At 33.2% G+C, this 18,047-nt stretch carries 17 protein-coding genes, 2 tRNA genes and 1 riboswitch; of the genes, 10 read left to right on the forward strand and 9 right to left on the reverse strand.

The genetic code is table 11. The features are described from left to right. Together rfbA and rfbC are read left to right on the forward strand one after the other, a co-directional pair. Complete coding sequence (gene rfbA / locus TTHT_RS03240) at positions 1-870, forward strand: glucose-1-phosphate thymidylyltransferase RfbA (protein WP_201328607.1); 870 nt, start codon at positions 1-3, stop codon at positions 868-870. Between the two features lies 1 nt (position 871). Beyond that, positions 872-1,420 (forward strand): dTDP-4-dehydrorhamnose 3,5-epimerase, encoded by a 549-nt coding sequence (gene rfbC / locus TTHT_RS03245; protein ID WP_201328608.1) that lies wholly within the window; start codon positions 872-874, stop codon positions 1,418-1,420. A 152-nt stretch (positions 1,421-1,572) separates the two neighbouring features. Here rfbC and TTHT_RS03250 read toward each other — a convergent pair whose 3' ends face one another. From TTHT_RS03250 to TTHT_RS03260, 3 genes are read right to left on the reverse strand one after another with little or no spacing between them, the layout of a single operon-like run. Beyond that, positions 1,573-2,268: a hypothetical protein gene (locus tag TTHT_RS03250; protein ID WP_201328609.1), complete on the reverse strand. Its 696-nt coding sequence runs from the start codon at positions 2,266-2,268 to the stop codon at positions 1,573-1,575. Between the two features lie 15 nt (positions 2,269-2,283). After that, positions 2,284-3,294 carry a tetratricopeptide repeat protein gene (locus tag TTHT_RS03255; RefSeq protein ID WP_201328610.1) on the reverse strand — a complete coding sequence of 337 codons (1,011 nt, stop codon included), beginning with the start codon at positions 3,292-3,294 and terminating at the stop codon, positions 2,284-2,286. A gap of 13 nt (positions 3,295-3,307) precedes the next feature. Continuing rightward, complete coding sequence (locus TTHT_RS03260) at positions 3,308-4,261, reverse strand: DUF1573 domain-containing protein (protein ID WP_201328611.1); 954 nt, start codon at positions 4,259-4,261, stop codon at positions 3,308-3,310. 149 nt (positions 4,262-4,410) lie between these two features. Between TTHT_RS03260 and TTHT_RS03265 the strand changes: the two genes are divergently transcribed. Beyond that, the gene (locus TTHT_RS03265; protein WP_201328612.1) at positions 4,411-6,003 is read left to right on the forward strand and encodes a sodium:proton antiporter; all 1,593 of its coding nucleotides are present in this window, start codon (positions 4,411-4,413) and stop codon (positions 6,001-6,003) included. Positions 6,004-6,053: 50 nt separating this feature from the next. Here TTHT_RS03265 and mutL read toward each other — a convergent pair whose 3' ends face one another. Next, on the reverse strand, positions 6,054-7,787 hold the full coding sequence (mutL, locus tag TTHT_RS03270) for a DNA mismatch repair endonuclease MutL (RefSeq protein WP_201328613.1): 1,734 nt from the start codon (positions 7,785-7,787) through the stop codon (positions 6,054-6,056). A 57-nt stretch (positions 7,788-7,844) separates the two neighbouring features. On the opposite strand from mutL, the gene TTHT_RS03275 reads away from it, so the two are divergent. The 5 genes from TTHT_RS03275 (at position 7,845) to TTHT_RS03295 (ending at position 12,262) form a co-directional block, all read left to right on the forward strand. Continuing rightward, entirely contained in the window at positions 7,845-8,855 is a 1,011-nt protein-coding gene (locus TTHT_RS03275; protein WP_201328614.1) for a DHH family phosphoesterase, read from the forward strand. Between the two features lie 260 nt (positions 8,856-9,115). Continuing rightward, positions 9,116-9,421: a ComEA family DNA-binding protein gene (locus tag TTHT_RS03280; protein WP_201328615.1), complete on the forward strand. Its 306-nt coding sequence runs from the start codon at positions 9,116-9,118 to the stop codon at positions 9,419-9,421. Positions 9,422-9,708: 287 nt separating this feature from the next. Further along, a tRNA-Cys gene (locus tag TTHT_RS03285) sits at positions 9,709-9,767 on the forward strand. 147 nt (positions 9,768-9,914) lie between these two features. Further along, positions 9,915-9,991 (forward strand) — tRNA-Arg (locus TTHT_RS03290). Between the two features lie 132 nt (positions 9,992-10,123). Next, positions 10,124-10,308: riboswitch (cobalamin riboswitch) on the forward strand. A 73-nt stretch (positions 10,309-10,381) separates the two neighbouring features. Beyond that, entirely contained in the window at positions 10,382-12,262 is a 1,881-nt protein-coding gene (locus tag TTHT_RS03295; protein ID WP_201328616.1) for a TonB-dependent receptor plug domain-containing protein, read from the forward strand. A 26-nt stretch (positions 12,263-12,288) separates the two neighbouring features. Here TTHT_RS03295 and TTHT_RS03300 read toward each other — a convergent pair whose 3' ends face one another. From TTHT_RS03300 to TTHT_RS03320, 5 genes are all read right to left on the reverse strand, one after another. Continuing rightward, complete coding sequence (locus TTHT_RS03300) at positions 12,289-13,017, reverse strand: hypothetical protein (RefSeq protein WP_201328617.1); 729 nt, start codon at positions 13,015-13,017, stop codon at positions 12,289-12,291. 12 nt (positions 13,018-13,029) lie between these two features. Beyond that, positions 13,030-13,890 carry an ATP-binding cassette domain-containing protein gene (locus tag TTHT_RS03305; protein ID WP_201328618.1) on the reverse strand — a complete coding sequence of 287 codons (861 nt, stop codon included), beginning with the start codon at positions 13,888-13,890 and terminating at the stop codon, positions 13,030-13,032. Positions 13,891-13,898: 8 nt separating this feature from the next. Then, positions 13,899-14,270, reverse strand: coding sequence for a GntR family transcriptional regulator (locus TTHT_RS03310; protein ID WP_201328619.1), 372 nt, complete (start codon positions 14,268-14,270; stop codon positions 13,899-13,901). Between the two features lie 93 nt (positions 14,271-14,363). After that, a complete protein-coding gene (locus TTHT_RS03315; protein WP_201328620.1) occupies positions 14,364-15,938 on the reverse strand; it encodes an ArnT family glycosyltransferase in 1,575 nt (524 codons plus the stop codon). Next, positions 15,922-16,224, reverse strand: coding sequence for an HNH endonuclease (locus tag TTHT_RS03320; protein WP_201328621.1), 303 nt, complete (start codon positions 16,222-16,224; stop codon positions 15,922-15,924). The genes TTHT_RS03315 and TTHT_RS03320 overlap by 17 nt, the downstream gene beginning before the upstream one ends. A gap of 105 nt (positions 16,225-16,329) precedes the next feature. On the opposite strand from TTHT_RS03320, the gene purE reads away from it, so the two are divergent. Next, positions 16,330-16,848 carry a 5-(carboxyamino)imidazole ribonucleotide mutase gene (gene purE, locus TTHT_RS03325; RefSeq protein WP_201328622.1) on the forward strand — a complete coding sequence of 173 codons (519 nt, stop codon included), beginning with the start codon at positions 16,330-16,332 and terminating at the stop codon, positions 16,846-16,848. Then, positions 16,841-18,046: a MiaB/RimO family radical SAM methylthiotransferase gene (locus TTHT_RS03330; RefSeq protein WP_201328623.1), complete on the forward strand. Its 1,206-nt coding sequence runs from the start codon at positions 16,841-16,843 to the stop codon at positions 18,044-18,046. The genes purE and TTHT_RS03330 overlap by 8 nt, the downstream gene beginning before the upstream one ends. The last annotated feature ends 1 nt before the right edge of the window (position 18,047 follow it).

The following is an 18,047-nucleotide window of genomic DNA, read 5'->3' on the forward strand; positions in this document are numbered from 1 at the left end:
GTGAGAAAGGGAATAATTCTTGCTGGGGGAAGTGGAACAAGGCTTTTCCCTGCAACCTTGCCTGTTTGTAAACAGCTATTGCCTATTTACGATAAGCCTTTGATTTATTACCCACTTTCAACCTTGATGCTTGCTGGAATAAGGGAAATATTGATTATTTCAACCCGTGAAGATACCCCGAGATTTCAATCTCTTTTTGGAAATGGAGAAAAGTTTGGAATACAGCTGTCATATAAAGTGCAGGAAAAACCAAACGGGATAGCTGAAGCATTTATAATTGGGGAAGATTTTATAGGAAAAGACACGGTTGCCCTTGTTTTAGGGGACAATGTTTTTTATGGGCATGGGTTTACAGATTTGTTAAAAAAGGCAAACGCCAGAAAAGACGGCGCAACTGTTTTTGGATACAAGGTAAATGACCCTGAAAGGTATGGTGTCGTTGAATTTGATAATAATGGTAAGGTTATTTCAATTGAAGAAAAGCCTAAAAATCCAAAATCAAACTATGCGGTTGTAGGCTTATACTTCTATGACAATAAAGTTGTTGATATTGCAAAATCAATAAAACCCTCTAAAAGGGGGGAGCTTGAGATTACTGATGTAAATAAAGCTTACCTTGAAGAAGAAAAATTAACTGTTGAATTGATGGGAAGAGGTTTTGCCTGGCTTGATACCGGGACTCATACATCAATGTTAGAGGCTTCCATGTTTATAAAAACAATTGAAGACAGGCAAAACATTAAAATAGCCTGTATAGAGGAAATTGCTTACAGAAATGGCTGGATTTCAAAAGAGCAATTAAAACAGCTTGCTTCTCCCTTAATGAAAAGCGGGTATGGAAATTACCTGTTGAGTATTTTTGAGGACTAAAATGGGGTTTAAATTTAAGCGACTTGAGATTTCTGATTTAATTTTAATAACCCCTGATAGATATAATGATTATAGGGGTTTTTTTCAGGAAGTATATAAAGAGTCGGTTTTTAAAGAAAGCGGGATAAAGGATGATTTTTATCAGTTAAATATGTCTTATTCAAAAAAAGGAGTTATAAGAGGATTACACTATCAACTTCCCCCTAAACCACAGGCAAAGCTTGTTAGATGTGTTTATGGAGAGATTTTTGATGTTGCAGTAGATGTGAGAAAGTCATCAAGAACATTCAAAAAGTGGGTTGGAGTAGCATTAAGCCATAAAAATGGAGAAATGTTATACATTCCAGAGGGTTTTGCTCACGGGTTTGCGGTTTTGTCTGATTTTGCAATTGTAGAGTATTTTGTTTCTAATGAATACTGTCCTGAGTGTGAAGGTGGGGTAGTATACAATTCTCCTGAACTTTCAATCAACTGGCCAGTTGAAAATCCAATAGTCTCAGAGAAAGACCTATCTCTTCCCGATTTTAATAAAGCATGGCTTTTTGATTAACACACATAGGGAAATGAGATATGGATTTGAGAATAAAACTTTTAAGCTTAAAACTTTAGTCTTTCAATAGCTATTTTATTTGGTTAATTAATTTTATATATTTTTCATTAAGTTATGATTTTCTATAAAAAGAAAAGCAAAAAAGGCCGAAATTACATTTCGGCCACAGGTAACCCCTGAGGTTTTGCTTTTATAATTTTAAAATCAGAGGGAATTTTAAAACTTTTGTTAGGACAGTTAATCTCTTCAATTTTATCCAACACTCTAATATTGGAATCTTTTACAATTCCACCCTGCAATACAGTTTCAATTCTAAGCGGAAAGCTGTTCAGGTTCTTTGCTTGATTTAACAATCTCTTGCTGTTTGTAAAAAAGGAAAGGTATTTTGCAAAAAGCGTTCCGTTATACCTTAATTTGTTTTCAGCAAACCATGCGGTTGATTTTGAGTTTAGGTAATTTCCCGGTAATTCGTATTTTCTCGCCAATATTTTGTTCACTTTTATTGTTTTTTTTGTTTTTTTGAAAATTAATTGAGGAAATACAATATTGCCATCGGTTGTTGTTATTCCATAATTTGCAACAAAAGCAGCAAAAAAGGGTTTGTTTTTATTGAAATCGTACTCAATTGCTTTTTTATTTTTTTCATCCACAATATAACCTTTGTAATTCTGGAAAAGGTAGTATCTGTTTTTATCAATTGAAATTTTCATCCATTTTTCACACATAATTGTGGTTTCTATGTATGGCTTATCACTTCCTGATAGATATATTTTATAGGTTATCTTGTAGCCTTTCCCAAAGGATAAAAGTGAAAAGCATAAAAATAAGATAAATACTGCTTTTTTCATAAAGTGTCTCCTGAGTTATTTAGTATTTTTGCCAGTTTCTATCTTTATTCCTTTTATAAAAATAGGACTACCTTTCTTTTTTAATTCTTTTAATTTCGGATTCTGCCTGAAAGCAATTTTGTAGTACTCGTCAGCACCCTTTTTGTCTCCTAATTTTTCGAGGCAAAGAGCCATGTTGTAGTAAGCTTCGCTTGCATTACCGTTTAATTTTGTTGCTTGCTCAAAGTAGTTAAAAGCTTCATTATAATCTTTCATTAAAAAATATAGGTTTCCTAAATCTATTGCTTTTGATGCATCTTTTTGTAATTCAAAAGATTCTTCCAATGCCCTTATAGCCCCACCGTAATTCTTTTCTCTAATAAGCATTTCAGCTAAATTGTCATATACAAAAGGACTTGATATTGAAAATGCAAGAGCATCTCTAAACATTGAATATGCTTTTTCTTTATTACCATTTTCATATTCAGTTAACGCATTCATTGACATATTTATTGCCTGTTTTGTTGGTATTTCAATTTGCTTTGTGTATGTATCGTATAAAATTTTATGGATAATATTTCTTCTTGATGATTCAACCTTTCCTGCTTTGCTGAGGTAATTTCGTGCATTTGAAAGGTCTTTTAGCCCAATGTAAATAGCTGCTAACTGGAGATACACCTGTAAATCTTTTGGTTTTTGTTCCAACATTTCTATCTTTTTTTCAATTTTATTGATTCTATTTTCAACATCATTAAGCCTATCTTTAAGTCTGGTATCTTCCGGTGTTAATTTTAACGCTCTCAATAATATACTTTTTTCTCTGTACAGATTGCCTAATTTGTCGTAGCCGTCAGCTACAAAAAACATTAAGTTGGTGTTTTTCCAGTCATTGCAGAGAGCCATAAAGGATTCTGAATAGTATAAAGGGTATTTTTGTTCAGACAAAAGGGTTTTAAGCCTTTCTGTTAATGCTTGTTCCTGGTGAATTGACCCTGCAAAAAGGTTTAAACTTAGTAAAATTGTTAATGCAAACACAATTTTTTTCATATTTCCTCCGTTTTTATTTAATTAGATGGAATACTACGTAAAGGTTGATATTAGATATTTTGGGATTATCAGTTTTGAGAGATAGTATTGATTTCCCTGATGTTGCCCTAAAAATTTTATTTGGATTGAATATGACAGTAACTTTCCATTTTTTATCAGAGATCTTCTTAACTTCCTTTAATTTAGCAAAAGGGATATTTGATTTTTTAGTAATAATGTTGAATTTCTCGTTTGCTGTTATATAAACAGTTTTTTCATACATTTTTCCTTTTTTAACATTTAAAAAAAGAAGGTTGTCATTTGGGGTTACTGTATACTCTTTTATTTTTTTTATATTTAGAAAAAATCTTAAAGGCTCGTAGTTTCCGTTTAATTCTATCTTGATTATTTTTAAACCATATTTATCAATTTTTTGGGGATTTATTTTTAAAACAAATGCTCTGTTTCCAGTTAGTTCGTATGAAATTCCTTTAATTTTTGGAAGGTAGATTTTTTTGATTTTAATTTTTTCAGGATTACTGAAGCTTTTCACTTCAACCAATTGTTCAACATAATCGTCCCTTGTGCTGATTTTGATTCTTTCAGGTTCAAGGTAAATGCCTTTTTGCACATTTGCAATAATCCTTAGTGTATAGCTTTCTTTTGTAGAGGTGTCAATAAACACTAATTTTTCTATGTGGCCGTGGAAATACTCACTGTTAAAATGGACAATAAATTTTGTGGTTTCCCCGGGAAGTAAAGTCTTTTTTTCAGGCCTTGCCATTGTGCACCCGCAGGTTGTTTTTATATTTGTAAACGTTACAGGTTTATTTGATATGTTTTTTACTGTTATAATCCATTCAAATTTCTTAAATTGCTCTATTGTCCCTAAATCTTTTATGGTTTCGCTAAACTTTAAAGAGTTAGCAGCAATAGAGTTTTGAGAAAATATAATTACTAAAATTAGAAAGCCAAGTATTTTTTTCATAATCCCTCCGTTTAATTGTTCTTTTCCATAGACGTATAAAACCGCCTTTTATTATATGTCAAAATAAGTTTTTGTAAAAAAGTTTAAGTTTACAGACAGGATAATTTTTTTTAAGATTAAAACTATAAAAAATTTTGGGGTGGGGTGGTATGAGAAAAATTGTAATAGCGATTATTTTAGGGACTTTCCTTTTGGTAGGAAATGGATTTGCTCAGAGCGTTAATGCAACAAAAAAGGTTGAGGCCAATCAACCTAATATTGAACAGTCAGTTTCTGTAAATGAGGAACAAAACATTAATTCAACCAATGATTTAAAGAAGAAAAGCGATACAAACAATATTAAAAAAGAAAAAAGCAAGCAAGAGGATGTAAGTGAGAACGAAGAGGGAGAAGAGACTGAATACATACTTGGCAAGGAATTACCATTGTGGTCTATAATTCCTTTTATAGGGATACTACTTTCCATTGCTTTGTTCCCTCTAATTTTCCCTAAATTCTGGCATCATCATTTCGGTAAAGTTGCTGCCTTCTGGGCGCTTGTTTTTGCTCTGCCTTTTCTCTTTGTCTATAAAGGAGTTGCATTTCACGAGATTTTACACATTTATCTTATTGACTACATCCCGTTTATTATTCTTCTCTGGTCATTATTCACTGTTGCAGGCGGCATTCTTGTTAAAGGGAGCTTAGAAGGTACCCCTGAAATGAACCTGATGATGTTGTTGATTGGAGCCTTTATGGCTTCATGGATAGGGACAACCGGTGCTGCAATGGTGCTTATAAGGCCTGTTTTAAGGGCTAATAGAGATAGAAAATATAAAACCCATATTGTTGTCTTCTTTATTTTTCTTGTAGCAAATATTGGCGGTTCATTAACACCATTAGGAGATCCTCCTTTGTTTTTAGGATTTTTACACGGTGTTCCATTTTTCTGGACTTTTCATATTTTTTCTGAAATGGCAACAACCGCAGGCATTCTTCTTGTAATTTTATACATTATGGATAGATACTATTATGCGAAGGAAGACCCGGCTGTAAGAATTAAGCAGGGTAAAATGAATATTAAGATTTTAGGGGCTCACAATTTTATTTTCCTTTTAGGGATAATTGGAGGAGTGTTGCTTAGCGGGTTTTGGCATGCTGGCGATTTTACAATTTTAGGGGTTAAGCTACACATTCAAAACGAGGTAAGGGATTTAATTCTCATTATTATGGGATTGCTTTCCCTTTACACCACAAAAAAAGAAATTAGAGAAGAAAACGAGTTCTCATGGTTTCCTATTCAGGAAGTTGCATACCTTTTTGCTGGAATCTTTATGACAATTATACCTGCTCTCTCAATTTTAAAAGCAGGCACAGACGGTGCCCTTGCCTTTCTTATAAATTCTGTAAAAGAGCCAGCCCATTACTTCTGGGTAACAGGAACTCTCTCATCATTCCTTGATAATGCACCAACCTATCTTACATTTTTAAATACAGCATTAGGGCAGTTTTTCCCCGGTGTACCTGAAAAAATTGCGATTCACAACCTTATTGCACACCAGAATCTCTACCTTAAGGCTATTTCTTCCGGTGCAGTTTTTATGGGTGCAAATACTTATATAGGAAATGCACCAAACTTTATGGTTAAATCAATTGCTGAAGAAAATGGAATTGATATGCCAAGTTTCTTTGGATACATCTTCAAGTACTCTCTTATTTTTCTCATTCCAACCTTTATTCTTGTAACCTTTATTTTCTTTTAAAATCTGAAAAAGTTGAAAAAAATTATAAAGCCCCGAATTTTTCGGGGCTTTTATTTTCTCTTGAATAGTTTTTCAATATCGTCAAGGGTTAGTCTTATAAGGATTGGCCTTCCGTGAGGGCAATAGTATGGGTTTTCGCACTCAAACAGTTGGGTTAATAAAGAATCAATTTCCGCAAAAGTTAAAGGAGTGTTTGCTTTTATTGCATTTTTACATCCTATTGTTGCTGCAATGTCTTTAAATAACTCTTTTCTGTCTCTTTCCTTTTCTTCAATAATCAAACCTAACAATTCAAGAAATGAAGGTTCAATGTCTCTTTGTTTTAAAAATATAGGGTAAGCGGTTATTTTAACTGATGAATTGTCAATAAATTCAAATTTAAAACCGCTTTTTTCAATTAAATCCCTGTTTTTTTCAAGCAATTCTTTATTTTCATTGCCTGTATTAACTGAAACAGGAATTAAAAGAGGTTGCATCTCTATTTTATTGTTATTTATCATTTTAAGTGCCTTTTCATATAGTATCCTTTCATGAACAACATGCTGGTCAATAATATAAAGGGAGTTATCTTTTTCTGCAATTATATACGATGCCTGAAACTGTCCTAAAACTCTAAATCCATGGGATTTTTTTTCAAAAGGTAGAAAATTATTTTTTTCAATATGTTCCATATAATTTTGAGTTTCTGTTTTGTATTCTATCCCTGATTCTTGCAAGTTATATCTATTTTCTTCCTCAAAAGAGTATTTATCTTTTGTAAAAAACCTTAATGAGTCTTCGGTAACTGTAATTTTTGAAGGTTTTTCCCTGTTTTCAAGGGCTTTTATGCAGGCTTCTTTTATTGTTGAATAGACTTCGTTTTGATTTCTAAACCTTACTTCAAGCTTTGATGGATGAACATTGACATCAACAAGTTCGGGCAATATTTGAAGTTTTATAACACCTTGAGGGTAACCTTCAAAAAAGGAAGTAACACTTTTAAATGCATTGTAAACACTCTGGCTTATAGTTTTGTCCCTTACAAACCTGCCGTTCAGCAAAAAGTATTGTTTTATAGGGGATTTTAGTGCTTTTTCAGGGGGAAGCAAAAAAACTTCAACTTTCAGGTGTGGATAATCTATTTTAAAAGATAAAAAATCACTCCCTAAAATTTTTTTTATCCTTGTTTCAAGGTTTTCAAAGGATGAAAAAGACAGTAAATTTTTGCCGTCATTTGATAGATAAAATGCAGTATGGGGATTTGCAAGTACATAGGAATTTACAAGCCTTACAATCCTTGAAAGCTCTGTTTCGTCAGATTTTAGAAACTTTTTTCTTGCAGGGGTATTGAAAAAAAGGCTTGAGACTGTTATTTCAGTGCCTGAAGGCAAAGCTGCTTTTTCAACTTTTTTTAGAATCCCTCCTTCAATTCTTATAATTGTTCCCTCATTTTCATTCGTTTTAGCAGTTTTTAAAATTACCTTTGAAACGCTTGCTATAGATGGTAAGGCTTCTCCCCTGAATCCAAGTGTGCATATATTCTCTATGTCTTTCACATCTTCAATCTTACTTGTGGCATGCCTTTCAAACGCAAGTAATGCGTCGTCATAAGACATACCAATCCCATTATCTATAACCTTGATTTCCCTTTTTCCGCTTTTTTTCAGGAATACCTTAATTGTGTCAGCTTTTGCGTCAATAGAGTTTTCAATTAACTCTTTTACAACAGATTCAGGCCTCTCAACAACTTCACCTGCTGCAATTTTATTAACCACTCTATCGGGAAGAATTTTTATATTTGCCATTTTTACCTCAAAATAATTATAACTTGTTTTGAGTTTTCAGTCTGATAAAATTTTTGTATGAGTTTGAAAGACGAGTTAACAAGTGTTATTGAAAAAGTTAAAGATAAAAAAAAGAAAATATGCATTTTAACCCACACAAACCCTGACCCTGATGCAATAGCAAGCGCTTATGGGCTCTGGTATTTTTTTAAAGAAACTGCAGGTATAGAAGCAACCATTTATTACGATGGAATAATAGGAAGGATTAACAACCGCATAATGGTTGATTTGCTTGATATCCCAATAAAAAAGGCGAGAAAAGATTATCTAAAAAAATTTGATTACTTTTGCCTTGTTGACACTCAACCGGGAAAGAAAAACAATTGCTTGCCGACATATAAAAAAGTGCTTATAGTCATTGACCATCATTTTGAAGAGGGTGCAGAAAATAAAGGGGATTTGATTGATATAAGGGAGAATGTTGGAAGCACTGCTGCAATTGTCTGCCAATACCTTGAAGAATTTGAAATAGAAGTGCCTGAAAATCTTGCCACTGCACTTTTTTACGGGATTAAAACAGATACTGACGGATTGTTGAGGGATTATTCTTCCCTTGACGAAAAATATTACAAAAAATTGTTTTTAAATGTTGATTACAAAAAACTTCACAAAATTGAATACCCTGAACTTCCAAAAGAGTATTTCTTTGATTTTGCTGATGCAATAACTTCTGCAAGAATTTTTAAAGATATATTGATTGCAGACCTTGGTGAAGCCTTTGTTCCCGATATGACAGGGGAAATGGCTGATTACTTTTTGAGAATGGAGGGGGTATCCCTTGTCCTTGTTTATGGAGTTTTTAAAGACATGCTTTATTTTTCAATAAGAACAAAGAAGAGAGGGAAAACTTTAGGGAAAGTTTCCTATGAATTAGCAGAGGGAATAGGAAGTGGCGGTGGACACAATAAAACAGGCGGTGGAGTTGTGCAACATCCTGAAAAAAACAAAGATATTTTTCTTGATAGGTTTTATAAAAAGTTTTCAATAGAAAAGGAAAAATTAACAACTTTCTATACAGGAATGAAATAATCGGAAGTATCAAGTTTTTTTATATTATTCATCAATTTTTCCCTTAAATATGAAAACATTACACTAATTTTTTCAATTAAACTTTGTTTAACCCAGTTTTCCTCTTTTTCGTAAAAAATATTTTGCAGTGTAAAGATAATTTTACCTTTAAAAATACCTTATAGTTTTTTTATTCCATAATTTTCAACAAAATACAAAATTAAAAATCTGGCATTTTAATTGCTTTATAAATAAGCGAATACTTTTTCAGGGAGGTTCAAATGAAATACTTATCAATCTTAATCCTGATAATTACTTTGGGCTTTGGGTTCAATATGCCTGCTATGGCAAATTCAGGAAAGGCAACAAACAGGGTAAAAACCGTAAACAAGGTTGAAAAGATTAACATCAACACTGCCTCTGTTGACCAGTTGATAAAACTTAAAGGCATTGGGCCTAAAAAGGCAAAGGCAATTGTTGAGTTTAGGAAGAAAAATGGAAAATTCAAGAAACTTGAAGACTTAATGTTAGTAAAGGGAATTGGTAAAAAAACATTTGAAAAAATAAAACCATTCTTAACTCTTTAATAACTAAAAACAAAAGGATTTCGCCAGCTTTCCCCTGTCCCCTTTTTCCCTTCCCCTTTCCCTGAAAAAGGGGACGAAAATAAAAGCCCCGAAATCTCGGGGCTTGATTTTGTTTTTTATAAAATTATTAACTTTAGTGATTCAAGTAACCTTTTTAAAACCAACAAAAATTAGATGGTACAATAGGTTGGCTTTACCGACAAATGCAATTTATTTGGATAGAGTTTTTGTGTCATTGGTTGACAAGTTGTTTAAATCAAATTAAACTATTTTTTGCGTGTGCCCATAGCTCAACTGGATAGAGCACCCCGATACAATCGGGGAGGTTGGGGGTTCAAGTCCCTTACAAATTGCATTTCTGAGATTTTTTTTCAGCGATAAAAATTATAAGAAATAAGAGGTGAGTTTAAAATATAATTGCAATCTATTTGTTTAAAGATTTTGTGTCATTGGTTGACAAGTTGTTTAATTCAAATTAAACTATTTTTTGCGTGTGCCCATAGCTCAACTGGATAGAGCATCTGGCTACGAACCAGAAGGTTGGGGGTTCAAGTCCCTCTGGGCACACCATTTGTTTGGTAAGAGGCATTTAGTTCTTTGAAGGTATGAAGTAAAAGCTCAACTGGATAGAGCACCCCGATACAATCGGGGAGGTTGGGGGTTCAAGTCCCTCTGGGCACACCATTTAAAAAGTTCTTTATATATTAACCATATCGGTCAGGTTCCTTTAAGGATTAAAAGGGAATCCCGTGAAAATCGGGAACGGGCCCGCCGCTGTAACCGGGGACTGAAGGCCATTATGCCACTGTTCCGACGAAGTCGGGATGGGAAGGCGGCTGGAAGGTTGATCCGGGAGTCAGAAGACCTGCCTGACTGCAAATGCTAACGGAGGCTTAGCGGTGATTGTAAATTATCCCGCATAAAATTTAATCCTGAAAAAAAAATAAAAAGGAGGAGTGTATGAAAAGAGGTTTTCTATCGTTTTTTATTGTTTTTTTTGTTGTTACGGCGTTTGCAGCAGGGAATTATTATGAGATTAAGGAAAGTGTTGTTGTGACAGCCACAAAGGAGAAGACAAAGAAGAAGGATATTGCAAAAAATGTTAAAGTTGTAACTAAAAAGGAGATTGAAGAAAGCGGTGCGATTACGGCAATTGATGCATTGAAGAATGTTCCTGGTGTAATTATTGCTTCTAACGGTGGTTATGGCTCTCCTGTCTCTGTTTATTTAAGAGGGGCTTCTCCAAACCATACAATTGTTATGATTGACGGTATTAAAATTAATGACCCAATGAACCCTGGAAGGAGCGCTGATTTATCAACAATTCTTGCATCAGATATTGAGAGAATTGAAATTGTTTACGGAAGTGAAAGTGCCGTTTACGGCTCAGATGCTATGGCTGGTGTTATAAACATAATTACAGTTTCTGGTAAGAGAACCTTGAACGGTTTTTTTGAGGGAGGTTCAAAGTCAACAACATCTGGGGGGATAAATTTCCAGAATAAACAGGGTAAATTATTTTACTGGATGAAGGGCTCATTTTTTGATACAGACGGAATTTCCGCAGCAGATGAAAAAATGGGAAACACAGAAAGTGATAGCTATACAAATGCAACAATTAACGGTGGGTTAAAGTATAGTTTTGGAAAAAATGAATTGACTGCTTCTTTGATTTATATTGATACAGATTCAGACCTTGACAATTTTGGTGGCGAGTTTGGAGATAATCCTTCATATACAGGGGATAGAACAGATTATTACGGAAAGTTTGAATGGAAGTATAACAATCCTTTCGGTTTTGACGGTTACACAAGGTTTGGGTATTACTATACAAGTATTGAAAGGGATTACTCTAATCCTGATGAGAATTTTCCCCCTGTTGTAAATTCAAATTATAAGGGGGAATTTAATCGCTTCAATTTACACACATTTTTAAAGCTTTCAGACAAAAATTCAATTTCTTTTGGATTGGAGACAACAGAAGAGAAGGGGCATTCTTACTATTATTCAGAGTCTTCCTGGGGTGCTTATGAGAGTATCTTCCCTGAAAAGTCTGTTGATACAAACAGTGCGTATTTAAATTTAATTTCAAAGTTTAAGTTTTTTACTCTAAATATAGGTGCAAGGTACGATGACCACGATGAATTTGGAAGCAAGGGAACCTTTAATTTAGGTTTTGTGGTTCCTTTAACAGAAACCCTTGTTTTCAAAGTAAACGGTGGCAACGGCTTTAAAGCACCTTCCCTTTTTCAATTGTACTCTGATATGTATGGAAATAAGGATTTAAAGGCTGAAACATCAGATAATTACGAGGCATTTTTTGAAAAAAGGCTTCTTGAAGGGAAAATGGTTTTTACAATAGGGTATTTTTACGACAAGTACAAAGACTTAATTTACTTTGATATGACAACATATCGCTATGCAAACGGAGAGGAGGCTGAAACAAAGGGAATGGAAACAACATTTAAGTATGCGGGAAAGAGTTTTTCCTGGTTTTTTGGATTTACAAATATCTCTTATTCGTCTGATAATCAAGCATATTTTTACAACAGGCCTGAAGCAACAATGAATTTTGGGATAACTTACAAATACAATCAATGGAATTGTAATTTAACTGCACTTTACTATGATGACAGAACATCCTTTGATTTCTTAAATTTTAAAGAGGTAAAACTTGACAGTTTCACTGTTGTTGACGCAAGGATTGGTTACAATTTAAACAAAAAACTTGAGATTTATCTAAAAGGCCACAATATTTTTGATGAAGATTACGAGTATGTTTATGGATATGGTACATTGGGGGCTGTGTATTATATTGGTGTAAGGTATAAGGCTTTCTAAAAGAATGGGGGGATTATCCCCCCTTTTTAAATTTCTTTTAAGTATCTTATCCTGTAAAGGACAAATATTAGAATAAATCCTAAAACAAGCCTGATTTTCCAGGCATAAGAAAATATTTTACCTAATCCGTTTAAAAATGGATTAGCCATTATGTTTTTAATTATTTCTTTTGTTATTACAATCTGGGTTGAGTGTGTTACAAAAGCTAAAACTGTTGGTATTAAGAACAATAGAATAACCGGGACTCCTATCATTATCCACTTCGCCTGGCTTCTTCCTTTAAATTGAAGGATAAAGGTGTAAGTTGAAAAAATTACTCCAAAATACATAATCATGTATACAAAACTCCAGAGTTGTTCTGGTTGAAACCTTTCATAACTTATAATTACACGGTACCCTGCCGCTTTAAAAAATCCCAAAATCACACTCAAAGTTAATAATGTAAGGGCTATTGTAATTACAGAAATAATTGCAATCGACAGTATGTTTGCTAAAACAATTTCCCTATCGGAGACAGGCAACCTTACTAAAAAACCGCCTTTATTCATAGATTCTCTTTTAATTAAAGCTAAAATTACAAATACAAACAGGGCAATGTTTGTAAGATGTAAATCCATCTGAGCATTAATAGGGCTTCCAGGTTCAACTAAAATTTTTATTACCATTGCCCATAGCAACATAATTGTAAATATACCGGTGATTAAAAGTGGGAACTTTTTGTATTTAATTAAATATAATCTCATTACGGCTAACATTTTCTCCTCCTTTTATGCAAATATTTCAAAGATATCTTCAATAGTTGGGTTTGCTATCAGGTGTTTTATCCCTAACTGTTTTAAATCTTCACTTGTTTTTTCAGTATTTTCACTTAAAAGTGCCTTTTCCCCTAAAAACCTTCCAATTTCTCCCTCAATCTTTGTATCAGGCATTTTTTCAAGGGTGAATTTCTTGTATCTGGTTTGCAGTTTGTCCATCGACTCCTGCATTACAATCTTCCCGTTTTTCATAATAATTGCAGTGTCAAACAGGTTTTCAATTTCATTAATTAGGTGAGTGGCAATTATTAAAGTGGTTTCCTTTTCCGCAATAATGTCTATTAAGGTTCTGTAAAAATATTTTCTTACAACAGGGTCTGTAACTCCAAGAGGTTCATCAAGTATTATCAAATCAGGTGATGGGCAAAGGGTAAGTACCTGTAAAGCCTGCATTTTCTGGCCGTTTGAGAGTGATTTAAAAGGTTTATCCCAGTCAAACTCTGTAAATTCTTTAATCTTTTTTAACAATTCATTATCCCAGTTAGAATAAAGCATTCTGTAAGAGGGAAGGTATTGGTTTAAAGAGAGGTTGGGAAACATCTCAATTGGGGATGGAGCGCTTGTAATTGTTTTTAAAGCCTGTTTTATTGTTTTTCTGTTTAATTCTGTGTCTTTGTAAAAAATCCTTCCTTTGTAATTAATTAGCCCAAGGACACAGTTTAATAGTGTTGTTTTCCCAGCCCCGTTTCTTCCTAAGAGGGCATAGACCTTCCCCTTTTCAATTTCAAGGGATAGATTTTCTATAACCGTTTTTGACTTAAAAAAGTTTACAGGGTAACTTTTCGTTAGGTTTTCAATCTTTAAAAGCGGCATATTTCCTCCTAATACCTTTTATTTATTTCACTGATTATTTCTTCTTTTTCTATGTTTAGCATCTTTGCGGTTTTAACCATTTCGTCTATTTTTCTGAAAAGGATTTCCTTTTTTAGGTTATTTACGGTTAAATCAGAAAGGTTTTCTTTAATAAATACTCCTTTTCCTGCTTTTGTTTCCACAAATCCCTCCCTTTCAAGTTCTTTGTAAGATTTCATAATAGTGTTTGGGTTAACTCCCAAAGAAACTGCCAATTCCCTGACAGAGGGAAGCTTCTCCCCCTTTCGCAAATCCCCTGAGGCTATTTTTAACTTAATCTCTTCAGTAACCTGTTTAAATACGGGGATTCGGCTTTGTTGATTAATGCTTATCACCATCATAATTACCTCCAAACCGTTCTACTGTATTAATATAGTAATACAGTTGAAATTGTTTCATTTTTTTAATGAAAAATTAAAAATATTTTTTATCTTTTATTTTCTATGGGATAAAACTGAAAATCTATTGTCTTTGAAGATTATTTTTGAGCCACTAAACTCTTTTAAATACTTCTCAGCATCTCTATTTCTCACAACAATAAGTGAATCCTTTTCTATTTGCCATCTCTTTTTTAACTCATTGATGTGAATTAATAGTTTTTTGGTTTCAGGGTCAGAGTAAATAAACTCTTTGTCAAACCTTGTTTCAATCGGGTGTATTTTTGTATAAAGGATGAAACTCCTTGAATTAAATCCGACAAGGTAAACCTTTTTCGGTTTTTCAGGCAATTTATTTATAAATTTAGCAGTTGTTTTCATAGTGAAGAGGTATTTTTCAGGTGAAAGAGAGATTGTGTAAAGGATAATAAGCAGAATTGAGATAATCTTTATTCCAGCAAATATACTGCGAATTTTGTTTGTCTTTAAAAAGGGGATAAACAGGTTAAATGCTATGAGAAATAGAACTAAAAGAGAGAAGGGGAAGTTAAAACTTATTAAATGTTTTTTAAGTGCAACAACTACTATTGTTATTTCAAATATAGCAGAGAGAATAAAAAGGCTACATTTTTCTTTTTCTAAAAGAACATAAGAAACCATGATTGATAAAGCAGCAAGAGATAAAAGTATGTAAAGAGAAAGTTTGCTTACAGGGATTGAGAAAAAAAGAATTGGAAATAAAAACATTATTGCAAGAAATTTAAATTCATTTTTGTTTTTTAAGTCGTTTAACACAGTTTTAATTGAAAAGATTATTCCAAAAATCCAGGGGTATGCAAAGTAAAGCAAGCCTTCAAAGTAGTAATAAAAAGACTTTGGGTGTCCAAATCCTTTAGAGGTTAGCCTTGACGCAAATTGTTTGCCTAAAAGGTAATCAATAGAATTGGGTATTTTTGCAAAGATATAAACAAACCACCAGGTTGCAATTATCAAAGAAATTAAAACAGGAATTGGTTTGAATAGTTTTTTTATCTTTTCTTTTTGTTTTGTTATTGTAAGGTAAATTAGAACAACAGGTAAAACCTGCAAGTATCCTAATGGCCCTTTTACAAAACCGCTAATCCCTAACCACATCCAGAAGAGATACAGGCTTTTATTGTTCTCATTTTCTTCAAATTCAAGAAAGTAATAAATTGAAAAAAGCATTGTTGTCAAGAGGAAAATATCTGTTGTCACAATTCTTGATGCGCCTATAATTAGCGGTGTTGTTTCAAAAATTATCCCTGAAAGTAAGGCAATATCTTCGTTTTTAAATAATTTTAAAGAGATAAAAAAAACTAAAATAGCAGATAGAATTCCACAAATTCCAGAAAAAAACCTTCCCCCAAACTCATTTACTCCGAAAATTTTAAATCCTAAAGCTGTAAGCCAGTATGTCAATGGCGGTTTTGTAATGTGGATTATCCTGTTTTGAGTTGGTATAAGATAGTGATTGTAAACGAGGGTCTCATAGGCAATCTCTGAATACCTTGCGTCTGATGTTTCTGTAAATGGAACTTTTGTTTCAAAGAAAAGGAAAGAAAAAAAGCCAAATAAAATGATGATAAGAATATATTTATTCCGTTTTGTCATTTTTTAATTTTTCCAGATACTCCTGCCATTCAAGAGGCAGCATATATTTTTTTTTGTTGTTACACTCTTTACAGCAGGGAACAACATTTCCTTTGGTGGTTTTTCCTCCCCTTGAAATAGGCACAATATGGTCCATTGTCAATTCAGAAGGGTGAAACTTTTTCCCACAATAATAGCAAACACCATTTGCTTTTTTTCTCTTCCACCACTGGGATTTTCTTAATTCCCTTGCCTTTTGTTTTTCTCTTTTAATGTGTTCTTCATCTGCAGGTATAAAAAATTCCATAGCAAAAAAACTATAACAGAATAAGGTTTTTTTTTCAAATTACACTTGATAGAAAAAGAAAAACAGGTAATATATCCCTGTGAAAAAACATAAGGAGCGTATTAAATGAGTAATCCAATTGTTGGAATTTTAATGGGAAGTGATTCAGATTTTGAAATAATGAAAGAGAGTGCAAAGGTTTTAAAGGATTTTGGAGTGCCTTTTGAGGTTGTGGTGACCTCTGCCCACAGAACCCCTGAAAGAACATTAGAGTATGCAAAAAGTGCAAAGAAAAGGGGATTAAAGGTTTTAATTGTTGGTGCTGGAATGGCTGCACACCTTGCAGGGGTAATTGCTGCAAAAACAACTATACCTGTAATTGGTGTTCCCATTAACTCATCTTCTCTAAACGGTATTGATGCCCTTTATTCAACATTGCAAATGCCATCAGGAATACCTGTTGGCACAATGGCAATAGGGAAGGCTGGGGCAAAGAATGCAGCTCTTTATGCAATTCAAATGCTTGCGTTAAGCGATAAGGATTTAAGTGAAAGGTTGGAGAATTTTAGAAAAGATTTTGAAAGAGTTGTTGTTGAGAGGGAAAAAAAGGTTCACGAAAAGTTAGAAAAGTTTTTAAATGAGTAAGTTTTATATAAAAACATTTGGTTGCAAACTGAATCAATTTGATTCAGAAAAAATCAGGGAAGGCTTAACATTATCAGGCTATTTTGAAACTGACAATGTTTTAGAGGCAGATATTATTATTGTAAATTCCTGTGGAGTTACAAATAAGGCTGAGAAAGAAGCCTTTTATACATTGAGAAATTTAATAAGAAAAAATCCAGATGCAAAAAAGTACTTTATAGGTTGTTTTGTTGAACCTAAAGATTACGAGAAAACTAAATTTTTAAAGGGTAAGGATAAGTTTAATATCCCAGAAATTAAAAACCTTCCCTTTTTCCCCTTAAGCCAGCAAAAACACGCTAGGCCTTTAATCTATATTCAAAACGGCTGTGACTTAAAGTGTGCATACTGCATTGTCCCTAAATTCAGGGGGAAAAGTGTAAGTGTTGAAACGGAAAAGATTTTAGAACAGATTGAATTTTTTGTTAATCATGAGAAAAAGGAGGTTGTGCTTACCGGAATTCACCTTGGGTTGTGGGGGCATGATTTTTCCCCTAAGAAAACAATATTAAATTTGCTTGAGGAAATTGAAAAGAGATTTGGGGGGAAAATAAAAATAAGGATTTCTTCCCTTGATTCAAATGAGATTGATAATGATTTAATAGACTTTTTTGCAAATTCAAAAACAATTCAGCCTCATTTCCACATACCATTGCAAAGCGGAAGCGACAAAATTTTAAAACTTATGAGAAGAAGGTACACCATACGCCAGTTTGCAGAAACTGTTGAGAAGATAAAGGAAAAGGTAAATGATTGCTGTATTGGGGCTGACATTATAGTTGGGTTTCCTAAAGAATCAGAGGATGATTTTAATGAAAGTTACAACTTTGTAAAAACAATTCCACTTGATTACCTTCATGTTTTTCCATTTTCTCCAAGGATTGGCACAGATGCCTATTCAATGGAAGGGCAGGTTGATGAAAAAATCAAGAAGGAAAGGGTTAAAAAGTTAAGACAACTTTCAGATTCTAAAAGAGAAAAATTTATAAGAAATTTTCTTAACAAGGAAAGAGTTGGTATTGCAATATACCCTGATTTGATTTTAACCGATAATTACATTCAGGTTAGAGTAGAGCAAGAAGTTAATCCTTCAAGTGAGTATAAGGTTAAAATTAAAAAAATCCTCTCCCCAACTCTGGTTAGGGGAGAGGTTATTTGAT

It is taken from the genome of Thermotomaculum hydrothermale (assembly GCF_016592575.1).
GTDB classification, from domain to species: Bacteria; Acidobacteriota; Holophagae; order Thermotomaculales; family Thermotomaculaceae; genus Thermotomaculum; species Thermotomaculum hydrothermale.